General features: G+C 74.0%; 8 protein-coding genes. 5 read left to right on the forward strand and 3 right to left on the reverse strand.

Features of this window, described 5'->3' with window-relative positions:
- Positions 1–17 precede the first annotated feature (17 nt).
- The gene (locus ABIA38_RS08535) at positions 18–1,415 is read right to left on the reverse strand and encodes an aminotransferase class V-fold PLP-dependent enzyme (RefSeq protein ID WP_424637869.1); all 1,398 of its coding nucleotides are present in this window, start codon (positions 1,413–1,415) and stop codon (positions 18–20) included.
- A 247-nt stretch (positions 1,416–1,662) separates the two neighbouring features.
- On the opposite strand from ABIA38_RS08535, the gene ABIA38_RS08540 reads away from it, so the two are divergent.
- Positions 1,663–2,688 (forward strand): ABC transporter substrate-binding protein, encoded by a 1,026-nt coding sequence (locus ABIA38_RS08540; RefSeq protein WP_424637870.1) that lies wholly within the window; start codon positions 1,663–1,665, stop codon positions 2,686–2,688.
- Between the two features lie 68 nt (positions 2,689–2,756).
- Here the strand turns inward: ABIA38_RS08540 and ABIA38_RS08545 are convergent, their stop codons facing one another.
- Both ABIA38_RS08545 and ABIA38_RS08550 read right to left on the reverse strand, forming a co-directional pair.
- Positions 2,757–7,898 carry a hypothetical protein gene (locus tag ABIA38_RS08545; RefSeq protein WP_424637871.1) on the reverse strand — a complete coding sequence of 1,714 codons (5,142 nt, stop codon included), beginning with the start codon at positions 7,896–7,898 and terminating at the stop codon, positions 2,757–2,759.
- Between the two features lie 153 nt (positions 7,899–8,051).
- Positions 8,052–8,864, reverse strand: coding sequence for an AraC family transcriptional regulator (locus ABIA38_RS08550; RefSeq protein ID WP_424637872.1), 813 nt, complete (start codon positions 8,862–8,864; stop codon positions 8,052–8,054).
- Positions 8,865–8,914: 50 nt separating this feature from the next.
- On the opposite strand from ABIA38_RS08550, the gene ABIA38_RS08555 reads away from it, so the two are divergent.
- The 4 genes from ABIA38_RS08555 (at position 8,915) to ABIA38_RS08570 (ending at position 12,429) form a co-directional block, all read left to right on the forward strand.
- On the forward strand, positions 8,915–9,346 hold the full coding sequence (locus ABIA38_RS08555; protein ID WP_424637873.1) for a DUF2000 family protein: 432 nt from the start codon (positions 8,915–8,917) through the stop codon (positions 9,344–9,346).
- Between the two features lie 697 nt (positions 9,347–10,043).
- Positions 10,044–10,556, forward strand: a complete 513-nt coding sequence (locus ABIA38_RS08560) for a SigE family RNA polymerase sigma factor (protein ID WP_424637874.1) — start codon at positions 10,044–10,046, stop codon at positions 10,554–10,556.
- A 104-nt stretch (positions 10,557–10,660) separates the two neighbouring features.
- On the forward strand, positions 10,661–11,518 hold the full coding sequence (locus ABIA38_RS08565) for a hypothetical protein (RefSeq protein ID WP_424637875.1): 858 nt from the start codon (positions 10,661–10,663) through the stop codon (positions 11,516–11,518).
- A 122-nt stretch (positions 11,519–11,640) separates the two neighbouring features.
- Positions 11,641–12,429 (forward strand): DUF3152 domain-containing protein, encoded by a 789-nt coding sequence (locus ABIA38_RS08570; protein WP_424637876.1) that lies wholly within the window; start codon positions 11,641–11,643, stop codon positions 12,427–12,429.
- Positions 12,430–12,450: the final 21 nt, after the last annotated feature.

A 12,450-nucleotide genomic window follows, 5' to 3' on the forward strand; every position in this document is an offset into this window, starting at 1 on the left:
GCGCCGCCGGAACCCCGTCAGCAGCGCAGCCGTGGGGCCAACCCCCGTGCGTCCGCCGGTCGGTCGCGATAGGTGCGGGTGACGAAGTCGAGGAACGTGTCGATGTCGGCCCGCGTGGACGGCAGCCCGAGGGAGACCCGGACCGCGCCGCCGGAGGGCAGGCCCAGTCGGCTCAGGTAGTCGTCGAGCGTCCCGCCGGAGGCGGCCGTCCGCAACACCGCGCCGCGCAGCGTGCGTCGCCCGATCGCGAATGCCGCCTCGCCCGCGCCCGGATTGCAGAAGCAGCCGGTCCGGACGCAGATCCCGGCGGCGGCCGTATCCCGCGCCACGATCCGCTCGTCCACCACATGTCCGGCAGCGTCCAGTATGTTCAGCGCGACCGTACCGCCGCGCGCGACCGTCGTGGTCGGCCCGTGCACCCGGATCATCGGCTCCCCGCCGCGGTGCCGCAACTCGGTCAATCCGGCCAGCAGTTGCCGGGTCAGCGCGTCGACCCGATCGTGGATCGCCGGCATGCCCGGCCGGTTGACCACGGCCAACCCCTCGGCAACATCGGGAATGGCCAGGAAGTTGAGCGTGCCGTCCTCGTAGGCGCTCTCGTCGGCGGCGAGCCGATGCCGGCCGCCCTGCGCGCTGACCGCCTCGATCGTGCCGCCCGCGAACCACGGCCTGCGCAGTCGCGCGAGGGCGTCCCGCCGGGCGATCAGACAGCCCACGCCGGTCGGGTAGCCGAACACCTTGTACCAGCTGACCGCGACGAACTCCGGGTGCACCGCGCCCAGATCGAGCACATTGGTGGGCGCGAACGCCGCCGCGTCGAGCAGTACGTCGTAGCCGCGCTCGCGAGCCGCGCCGATCCACTCCAGCGGATGCCGGGCGCCGGTGAAGTTGCTCTGCGCGGGGAACGCGAACAGGCCGCGCCGGCGAGCCGGCGCCGCGCCCAACTCCTCGCCGTCCAGGCGCAGCTCGGGTCCGGTCAGGCCGACGTAGCGGGTCCGCGCGCCGCGCGCGCGGGCGTACTCGCGGATCCCGTTCACCGAGTTGTGGTTGTCGATCGGCAACACCAGGCGGGTGCCGCGACCGAACGGGTAGGCCTCGCCGACCAGTCGGCAGGCACCGGTGGCATTCGCGGTGAACACCGCCGCGTAGTGCGCCGGATCGGCGTTGAAGTGGGCCGGCACGGCCCGGCGGGTGTGCTCGATCAGCTCGGTGGAGGCGGTCGAGGCGGGATGTTCGGAGTGCGGATTGCCGTAGGTGGTACGGGACATCCGCTCCGCATGCGCGCGCCATTGACTGCGGGCGGCGAGTCCGGCGCCGGTGTGGTCGAGGTAGACGAGACCCTGCTCGTCCAGGTAGCCGTACTCCTCGCGGCGCAGCGCGGCGAAGTCCGGACCGGCCACGTCGGCTCTCGGCACCGCCCCACCTCCCCGAATCCCCGCCGGCCCACCCGAGTCTCGCCCCGCCCCGGCACGCCGTCAACGCAGGGCGCGGCGAGCGGGCCGGCGGTGCCCGATCTCACCCCTGATGGTCGATCCGCACCGAGCACCCCTTAGAGTGAGGCAAGGTAAGCCTTACCTCAGCGGGGTGATCCGGGTCGTCGCCCGCCGTGACGCCCGGTCCGCTCCGCTGGTCCGTGCCAAGGAAGCCGAGGAACCAGGACCCATGCCGATACCCCGCCGCCGGATCGCCGCCGTCGCCGTGACCCTGTCCGCCGCCCTGCTCACCGGAGCGTGCGGCGGCTCGGACTCGTCCGACGGGAACAAGGGCGGCGGCAAGCCCGCCGTCGCGGCCGGCGGCAAGGAGTTCGGCAACGCCGGCCAGGTGACCACCGGCCTCGGCACCGACGCGGCGCCCGGGCAATATCCCCGGACGATTCGCACCGCGATGGGCGATGTGACGCTCAAGGCGCAGCCCAAGCGGGTCGTCGTCCTGGACACCGGCGAGTTGGACAACGTCGCGGCGCTCGGCATCCAGCCGGTCGGCGTCGCGTTCACCGACGGGTCCCAGGAACTCCCGGCCTATCTGGACGGCAAGGCGGGCAAGCCGGCCAAGGTCGGCACGATCAACAGCCTCAACCTGGAGGCGATCGAGAACCTGAAGCCGGACCTGATCCTGGGCAGCAAGCTGCGCGCCGAGCAGCAGTACCCGGTGCTCGCCAAGATCGCGCCCACGGTGTTCTCGGTGCGGCCCGGCTACACCTGGAAGGAAAACTTCCTGCTGAACGCGGCGGCCCTGGACAAGACCGCCGAGGCCAAGCGGCAGTTGGACACCTACCAGGCCCGGGCCAAGGCGCTCGGCGACAAGCTCGGCCCGAACAAGCCGACCATCTCCATGGTCCGCTTCATGCCGGGCAAGATCCGCCTCTACGCGAACAAGTCGCTGATCGGCACGGTGCTCCAGGACGTCGGCCTGCCGCGCCCGGCCAACCAGAACATCGACGATCTGGCCGTGGAACTGTCCGAGGAGCGGATCACCGAGGCCGACGCGGACCGGATCTTCGTCGGCACCTACGGCCCGGCGGACAAGACCGCGCAGGCCCGGGTCACCGACAACCCGCTGTGGAAGAAGCTCGGCGTGGTGGAGAAGGGGAAGGCGGTCACCGTCCCCGACGACACCTGGTACCTCGGCCTGGGCGTGCTCGCGGCCGACTCGATCCTCGGTGACCTGGAGAAGCACCTGGCCGGCTGAGCCCGACCCGGGCCCTGCCGGCGCGGGCCCCCGCCGACTCGGGCGCCCCCACCGGCGCGGGCGAGCGGTCAGCCCGCGCCCGGCGGAGCACCGAAGACCCGCCCCAGCGGCTCGCGGGCCGCGTGGGCGAGCAGCGCGGCCACCCCGGCGGCCGGCCCCTCGGCCCGGCGCCAGTGCTCGTCGCGTTCGGTCAGCGCCGCGAACAGGCGTTGCCACGACCGGTCTTCGGTGCCGAGCAACTCGACGGTGAGCGCGGTGATCTCGGCATGCGCGGCCCGGACCGCCGCGCGCACCGGCGGCGCGGTGTCCACCCGCGCTCGGGCGTCCGCGAGGTAGCGCAACACCCGGTCGGCGTGGCCCACTTCGTGCACCAGGTCGGACCCGGTGAGCAGGCCCGCGGCCACCAGCCGCTCCAACTCGGCGTGCCACTCGGCGGTGCCGCCGTTGGGCAGGACCCACGCGGCGACCGTACGGGCCAACCGCGGGCCGCGCCGGGCCGCGGCGAACGCCTCGGCGGGATACAGGTCGGTCAGCATCGCCAGCACGATCTCGTCGGGCGCGTCCGGGCGGCTCGCCAGCGCGTGCCGGACCCCGGCGGGCCACGGCTCGCGGGCGTGTTCGTGGGCCAACAGCGCCCAGTCGCGCGCGTAGGGGCGATCCAGGACACGCTCGGCATCGGCGAACCGCTCGCACGTGCGCAGCTTGGCGACCAGCCGGGCGGGGGCCAACTCGCGGTCGATGCGCGCGGTCAACACGGCCTGACCGGCGTCGGGTTCGGCGGCCTGCTCGTGCGCCGCCAGCGCCTTCGCGGCCACCTTCGCGGCGCCGGATCCGAGCAGGCCACGGTCGATCATCGCGCGTAGCCGCGGCGCGCCGCCGAAGCGCAACACGTTGCGCGCGGCCAGCAACTGGTCCGGCAGCGACAACTTGCCGGCCAACGATTCCAGGGCGAGTTCGACCACGTCGGCGTCGGCGGCCTCGACGGTGACCCGCAGTGTGTCGGCCCAATACCTGGAGAACACGCCGGGATCGAGCAACCGAGCCCGCAGCGCGGCGGACAGCGGCCTGGGGTCGTCGGCCGCGCGGGCCAGGATCCGCCGCCGCTCGGTCACCTCGCCGCGCCGCTTCACCTCGCCGTACAGTCGATCCTCCAGCTCCGGATCACCCCGGCTCAGCAGTTGCTCCCGAACATATCGGCTGCGCGGCGCCCACGGGTCGCCGTCGGCCAGGACCAGCGCGGGACCGACGTCGGGCAGACTCAGGGCGTACTCGACCAGGTCGTCCGTGACATGCCGGCTGCGCTCCGCGTCCCGGGCCAGCGCGGTCGCCGAACCCGGGCCGAGGAGTGGGACAACGGCGCGGAGCACGTGTACATCCGCATAGACCAGCAGCGCGGAGCCCGCGCAGGACAACATCGCGGGGGCCGGATCGGGCCGGGTCGGCGGGTCGGCCGGCACCCGGTCGAGCAGTTCCGGCAGCGGGAGTTCGTTCCCGTCGGTGTCCATCAGGTCCAGTGCCGCCAACCAGCGCCGCGGGTGGTGGCCCAGACGTTCGGCGAGCAGCGCGCGCACCGCGCGGGTCAGCGGGGCCCGGGCCAACTGGGAGAACTCGCCCGGGCGGGCCGCGCTCAGCGCACGGGCCGGCGTGGTGGCGATCAGCTCGGCCGGGCCGACCAGGCCCGCGCGGTAGCGGACCGAGGCCGACGCGGTGGCCCGGAAGCCGACCGGATCGCGCCGGGACAGGCGCTCGCGCGGGAGTTCGGCCGGACTCGCCTGACAGGCCGCGACCAGCCAGTCCGGGTGCCGCAGGCCGGGTACGTCCGCCTCCGGCGTCTGGGCCAACACCGCGAGTACGGCGGGGTCCGTGGGCAGCGGCGCACCCGGCACCATCGCCCGCAACAGGTGTGCGGCGGCCAGCGCGCAGCCCCGGTCGGGGGTGTGCCGCCGGCCGCGTCTGGTCGGCAGGGTGGGCGCGGCCGGCTCGCCGTCCCGACCGGCCGGCGGCGAACTCGCCTGTGCCCGGGCGAATTCGGCGATCTCGGCGTCGTCCAGGGCCCGTTGCGCGGGTCCGGGCCGGGCACCGGCGGCCTGCGCGGCGACGGTGATCAGTTCGGCGACGGTGCCCGCGAACGAGTCGAGCAGGCCGAGCCCGATCACCGTCGCCTCGACATGGCCGGCCAGCCGGCTGCGGACCAGGTCGGCCAGCCGGGCCCGAATCGGCCCCGCCACCGTGTCCGGGGTCAGCTTGGGCAGCGCCCGCAACACCTCGGCGGCCGGTCGGGCGGTGTCCACCAGCCGTACCGGGTCCAGGAGTTCGTGTGCCACGCAGTCGTTCACCCAGTCCGCGTCGGCCCGCCTGAAGGCGACCGCGGCGAGCCGGTCGACGGGTTCAGGGTCGGACTCCCCGGCGCCGGTGCCGCACGCGCGGTTGACCACCGCGAGTCGTAGCAGGCGGGCGTGTTCGCCGACGGCGTGTTCGTGGCGCAGGAGTTCGTCGATCGACTCGGGTGGGTAGGGCGTCTTGCGGTGCCCGGCGACCAGACGCGGCAGGTCGTAGACATACGGCTCGTGGACGAGGGTGGCCATCAGCCGGCGGGTGGCGTTGCGCCCTCGGGTGGTGGCGAACACGCGCGGGAGCGCCTCGGGATCCTGGTAGTCGATCCGCAGTGGGCCCAACCCGCCCGGCCCGTCCGGGGTTTCGAGGGCGTCGAGGACGGTGGCGGTCTGCCGGGAGTGGCCGGGGCCGCCGAGCAGTTCCACCAACCGCCGGACCGCGTCGGGGCCGCCGCGTTGCCACACCCGCAGGAACGCGAACCAGCGCGCGTCGGCGGAGGGGAACGCGGACAGCGCGGCATGCACGAGTTCGGGATCGCCGCTGACCACCAGCGGGCTGAGCCGGCGCGGATCCCGGCAGTCGAGCAGTTCCGCGCGCAACCCCGGGTCCAGCGGCACCGGTTCGGTCCGACCCGGGGTGCGTGGGACGCCGGACGCGATGGTGCGGCGCAGGGTGAGCGGGGTGTGCTGGTTGCGGTACACGGCCGCGTCGACGCTCGGTTCGTCCAGCGCGGCGAGCCGGCCGAGTTGACGCGGGTCGAGCCCGGCGTTGCGGGCGACGGCCGCGCAGACCCTCGGGTCCTCGGTGGCCAGCGCGACATCCAGCGCGGGTGCGGGAAGCGGCCCCTTGCCGAGCAGGTCGCCCAACAACTCGTCGGGCAATTGCGGCAACAGCGCGCGTAGATCCGAGTCGGGGGCGGCGTAGAGCAGGAAGCGGCAGACCCGGGACAGGGCCGGCGGCACGGCGGCAGCGGGGGCCGGGATCGAGCCGTCGGCGATCCCGGCGAGGAGTTCGGCGAAGGTGCCCCGATGCCGCGACAGGGTATTGCGCAGGGTTGCCCAGCGGGCCGCCGAGGAGCCCAGGTGACGGTGGATCAGCCGGCCCAGCGGCCCGGGCTGCGGGAGTTCGGCGAGGATCGCGACGGCCGTCCGGGCGGGCCTGACCACGGTCGACACGAGTACCGCGTGGCGGGCTCGGACCAGCCCGGCCGCGGCAGCGGCGGCGGCGATCGAGGTGGCCTCGGGGTGGCCGGGCAGCCGTACGGCGGCCTCGAGGAGGGTGGCCGAGGGCCGGGCGACCCGGGCCACGGCGGTGGGGTGGGCCCGGTACAACTCGGCCACCAGGTGCTCGGGGCAGTCGGCCCGGGCGGCCAGCGCGGTCGCCCCCGCCACTGGCAGCGACGCCTCCCGATGCGCGGCGAGCACCCGCTCCCAGTCGATGTCCCGCCGCCAGACCGCCTCCGGCTCGCCGCGCCGCAATCCGGCCACCAGGCCCTCGCTCCCCTCCGCGACGCGCACGGCGTCCCGCAGCAGGCCCACTTGCCCGGCCGCGAGCGCCCGAGCGGCAAGGGCGACCACGTCGGGCCGGCCGGGGGACGCGGCGGTGTCGGCGGCGAACCCGGTACCGGCGCGACCCTCGGCAGGTGCGCCGGGGGTGCGAGCAGCGATGGCGGTGGGCGCGGGGGCGGTCGGGGCTCCTGCGTCGGGTTCGGCGTCGGCGGTCGCTCCGCTGTCCGGCTCGGCCGGTGCGCGGTGGGTGCGGCCGGCGGTGGCGAGGTCGTGGGGGTGGGTCGGCGCCGGCGCGGCGTCGGATCCGGTGGCGCGGGCCGCTCGGCGCTCGGATCGGCCGAGTGTGCCGGGCGCGCGCACCGCGACGGCGACGACGTCGGGGCGGACCGGTATGAGCGCCGGTTCCGGGCCGGTCTCGGCGGCTCCGGACGCGGCGTCGGTGCCGAGTCCCGCCCCCCGGTTGGGCTCGGCCGGTGTGCGACGGGCGCGGCCGGCAACGGTGAGGTCGTGGGTGCGGATCGCCGTGGGACCGGTGTCGGTGTCGGTGTCGCGGGCCGGTCGGTTGGCGGGCTCGGCCGGTGCATCGGGGGCGGGCATCGCGGTGCCGGTGGTGTGGGCCGGCGCGGTAGCGGGGAGTGGGCCGGCGCCCGGGTCGGAGCCGCCTTCGGGTTCGAGACCGGTGCCGGCGCCCATGCCGGTCACGGTGCCGGTGCCGTTGGTCGCACTTGGGCCCGGGCCGGCTCCGGCATCGGGTTCGGTTGCGGTTCCGGTGGCGTGCTCCCGGCCGCCGAAGTCTGCCTCCATCAGCAGCCTGGTCAGCCGGTTCGGGTCGGCGAACAGCCCGAGCAGGCCGCGTAGTTGCTCGGCCCGAGTCAAGCGTGACCCGCAGGTGCGCAGGGCGTGGTCGATCAGCGCCGGGATGCCCGAGACCACCGCCGCGCCGACGAAGTGCGGGTGATCCGGCGGGTCTTCGGCGCAGGTGCGGATCTCCTCCCACAACATGGTGAGCGCGTTCGGGTCGGCATGCCGGCCCGGGGTGAGGATCTCCCGCCGCATCCACGGCAGCGCGGTGGCGTGCCGGTACACCAGGCGATCCACCACCGGGTCCGGCCGGCTCAGCAACTCGGCCAGGTCGGCCACCGTGGCCCGGGGGTTGCGCGCCACCGCGCGGCGGACCAGCACGTCCGGATCGCGAACCGCCTGCCGTCGCGCGTCGATCGGCAGCGCCGCGTCGGCCAGGTAGGCCGGATCGACCTCGCCGAGTCGATGCCGCAACCGGCCCGCGTCCCCGGACTCCCCGCTCGCCACCGCCAGTCCGAGCAGCACCTCGGCGGCCGGGTCGAATCGCCGCGCGGCTCCGTGCGTCACTGTTCGCCTCCCCCTCGTCGGGTCAAACCCATCCTCCGCCGTGCCCGCATCCCGGCCGGTGTCACCACGAATACCCCACCACAGGACACCGACGTCCGGTTGCCGGGAACGATCGGTAGGGGCGAAGTAGGGGGTGCCCGGCAGGGGTTCGGTTCAGCCGCCGAGCCGGCGCGGTGCGGAACGGGTGTACCGGCCGGGGCTGGTGCCGAGGGTGCGCTTGAAGTGCCGGTTCAGGTGCGACTGATCGTAGAAGCCGGCGCTGGTGGCCACCTCGTGCGCGGGCATTCCGTCGAGCAACAGGCCGCGCGCCAGCTCGACCCGACGGCCCGTCAGGTATTGATGCGGCCCGATGCCGAACTCCCGGCCGAAGGCCCGGACCAAGTGGGTCGGATGCGCGTACAGCAGCTCGCCGGCCTCGCGCAGGGTGACGCCCTCGACGAAGCGCTCGTCCAACAGGTCGCGCAGCCGCCGGGCCAGACTCCGATCGCGGACCACCGGCGGCGCGGCGAGTCGACCCCGGAGATGCCCGCGCAGCCGCTCGGCGACGAACGCGAGTCTGCTCTCCGCCTCCAACTCCTCGCCGTCCCCGAGCAGGGACACGTGCAGCCGATCGACGCGCGCACGCAGCTCCGGGTCGTCGAACACGGAACGGCCCACCGCCGAGCCGATCAGCGAGTCGGCCAGATGCGAGGAGTCCAGATAAAGCACCCGCTTGCGAAACCCGGACGAGGTCGCGGCGGTGCCGTTGTGCGGCACGTGCGGCGGCAACAGGCTCACGGTCTGCCGCAGCACACCGTGTTCGTGTCGATCCAGGTCGTAACGCACGATGCCGTCGTCGACGATCAGCAGCGTCCAGGCCGTGTGCGTATGCATGGGGTAGGCGTGCCCGGTCATCTGCGCGTGCATGACCTCGGTCACCCCGGCCACCGCGGGCCGCCAGGCCACGATCCTCGAACCGGCATTCACGTCAGGATCGTACAAGACGGGTGGGTCCGGACCCGGAAGGATTTCGGATCATGGAATCCGAGCACACGCCCATTCGTTTCGACACCAAGATCGCCGTCCTGCTCCGCGAGGACCTGCACACCTGGCAGCGGCTGAACGTGACCGCCTTCCTGGTCAGCGGCCTCGGCACCCGGCTGCCGGAGGTGATCGGCGAACCGTACGCGGACGCCGACGGCACCGACTATCTGCCCATGTTCCGCCAGCCCGTGCTGATCTTCGAGGGCGGCAAGGAGTTGCTGACGTCGGCTCACACCCGGGCGCTGGGCCGCGAGTTGCCGACGGCGGTGTTCACCGCCGACCTCTTCGGCACGGGCAACGACCGGGACAACCGCGCGGCGGTACGCGCCGTCGGGCGGGGGAACCTCGACCTGGTGGGCCTCGCGGTGTACGGGCCGCGCAACGTGGTGGACAAGGTGTTCAAGGGCGCCACACTGCACCCGTAACGCCGCACGGGTCCCTGCTCACACCTCACGCCTCACGCCTCACGCCTTACGTATCGTCCGCGATACGTAACGCACCGCAGCCCCCGAGTGGGCGGGTTTTCGCCTCCCCCGTGGTGGCGAACCCCCGCCACTCGGGGGCCGTTCGATGTGCAGACTTCGATCGCCGGACGAACTCATCGCTGCGGCCCGGATATCTTTGCCGGTCGCCGGTCGCCGGTCGCCGGTCGCCGGTCGCCGGTCGCCGGTCGCCGGTCGCCGGTCGCCGGTCGCCGGTCGCCGGTCGCCGGTCGCCGGGCCTCGGAGACCGAGCCGACCCCGGACGGCCGCACCCGACCCGCCCGTACGCCCGGAACGAACGAAAGGGGTTTCGCCGCCCCGTGACGGCGAAACCCCTCCCTCGCGCACATCGGGACCGCATCCGAACCCGACGGCGCTCCCCGCGGTCGGATCCCGGCGGCCCGGGTGGTCACCGGTCGTCGGCGCTCGGCACCGCGCGAGCACTGGCGCCGGCGCCGTCGCATGGCAGCAGCGTATGACCCGCGCGGCGCCGATCGAACGGCTCGACATGCCATCCAGGGGACCGATCGCGACACCCGCCGAGCCGCCGCCCACCTGCTGTGACGCAGGACACGTGCATCCACTTGGGCCCTTCGATGCGTATGGATCAGGGACGGACGCGGCAGGAAGGGAGGTCGGGATGGGTGCGCAGGGGCGGGAAGGATTCACCGAGTTCGCGCGGAGTTCGGCGCAGCGGCTGGGCCAGACGGCGTATCTGCTGTGCGGAGACTGGCATCTCGCCGAGGACCTCACCCAGATCGCCCTGGAGAAGTTGTACGTGGCCTGGCGCCGCATCGAGCACACCGACCAGCCGTACGCCTACGCGAAACGGGTGCTCCTGAACGCCTATCTCGACCGCCGCCGCCGGCGCAGCTCCACCGAGTTGCTCGGGATCGACGCGGTCGCCCTGGAGCGCCGGCCGGACGCGGCGGCCGACGCCGACCTGCCGGACGTCCGGCTGACCCTGATCGACGCGCTGATGCGGTTGCCGCCGCGCGATCGCGCGGTGGTGGTCCTGCGCTACTGGGAGGACCACAGCGTGGAGGCGGTCGCCGAGATGCTCGGCATGTCCACCTCCGCGGTCAAGAGCGCCGGCCCGCGGGCGCTGGCCAGACTGCGCGGCACCCTCACGGACAACCCACTGGTGCGCTGACGCACCGTCGACGCACGCGTGGCACACCAGTGATGCAACGCAGGACGAATCCATCCGCATCGGCGACGACCGATGACGAGCAGGAAGAAGGAAGGGAGGTGACCATGACCACGCACAGGGCGATTCCCACCCCCGAATCCGAATCCGAATCCGAAGACGCACCGGACCCCCAAGGCAGCCTCGAAGGCGCCTTCCGGCGGCAGTTGCACGCCGAGCTGGTGGGCCAGGGCACCCGTCCGATGGCCGACGTGGTGGCCCGCGCGACCGGCCGCGGCAGGCGGCGGGTCCGGGTCCGCGCGGGCGGCGTCGCGGTCTCCGTGGTCGCGACGGTGGCGGTCCTGGGCCTCGCGGCCACGGTCGCCGTCGAGCGGGGCGACGTCGAGCCGCGGCGGGCCGCCGCACCGGCCACGAGCACGCTGCCGGACCCGGGTCCGAGGACCGCGGACGCCCGGGACACGATCGCCCGGGAGCTGGGCGAGGCGCTGGTCGACCTGCTGCCGGTCGGCGGCACCAAGTCGCCGATCCGGACCGGGTATTCGCCCGACAACGGCCTCTCGGCCGAGCTGACCTGGGACAGCGGCCCGGGTCCGGCCGGCGTGTCGGTGTCGCTGCGCACCGGCGGACCGACCGTGTGCGCAGGCGGCGAGCAGGTGCCCGACCGCACCGACGACCAGGGTCGCACCTACTCGCTCAAGTGTGTCGGCGCGCCGAGGTCGGGCACCCGATTCGGCGTGGAGACCATCCGCCGCGACGGTGTGCCGTGGGGCCAGGCCCTACAGATCCCGATCGGCCCGAGCGTACTGCGGCTGTTCTGGGCCAACGGTCCGCTGGACGGCCGACCGGTCACCGATGCCAAGGGACGGATGCCGCTGACCGACGACCAGGCCCTCGCGATCGCCCGGAACCCCCGTTGGGAATCGATCGCCCGGACACTGCGGGACGCCGGACCGGGGGCGGGGTGAGCGGGCGCGCCAGGGCCGGCCGTCGCGCGAAGGCACCCACCCGCACCGGCAACCGGCGTCGCTCCCGCGCCCGTTCGCGAGCCGGGCGACGCGCTTATCCCGCGATCGGGGTGGGTGCCGCGGTGCTGCTCCTGATCGCCGTCGTTCCCCGGATATCCGGCCCCGGTGGCGGTGCACCCGCCGTCGACTCGGCCGCCTCCCCGGCCGGGACGCCCGGAGCGCGGCCGACGGGGGTCGGCCCGAGGCCCGACGAGCCGTCCGCCCAGCGGGAGTTACCCGACCGGCCGGCCGCATCGCCGGACGTCGCCGCGCGGCGCCCGGGCGCGCGCTACCCGCTGGACCCCCGACTGCGGCTCGGCGGCGACTTCGCCACCGTTCCGGGCGAGGACGCCGCGCCCGGGACCGGGAAGCGGTACACCTACCGGGTCGAGATCGAACAGGGCCTGGCGCTGGACGGCCCGCTGTTCGCCGAGACCGTGCAGCGTACGCTCAACGACCCGCGCAGTTGGTCCCACGACGGCCTGACCTTCGCGCGCACCGACGCCGGGACGGTGAACTTCGTGGTGCGCCTGGCCAGTCCCGGCACGCTGCATCGGATCTGCTCGCCGATCGTGGGCGACACCAGCGTGGCCAATGTGTCGTGCAACGCGAGCGGCACACCGTGGGTGATGATCAACGCATGGCGCTGGGCCCAGGGTTCGACGGCCTACGACGAGGGCGAGGACGTGCTGGACTATCGGCGGATGTTGATCGACCACGAGGTCGGCCACCGGCTGGGACACCAGCACGAGACCCGCTGCGGGCCCGGCGGCCTGGCCCCGGTGATGATGCAGCAGACCAAGAGCCGCGAGGCGGCCGACGGCACACTGTGCACCGCCAACCCGTGGCCCTACCCCAAGGCGACCGAATAGCGCGCCCGCGCGACGGCGGTC

Origin of the sequence: Embleya sp. AB8, assembly GCF_049739465.1 — a bacterium.
In the GTDB taxonomy this organism is placed as follows: domain Bacteria; phylum Actinomycetota; class Actinomycetes; order Streptomycetales; family Streptomycetaceae; genus Embleya.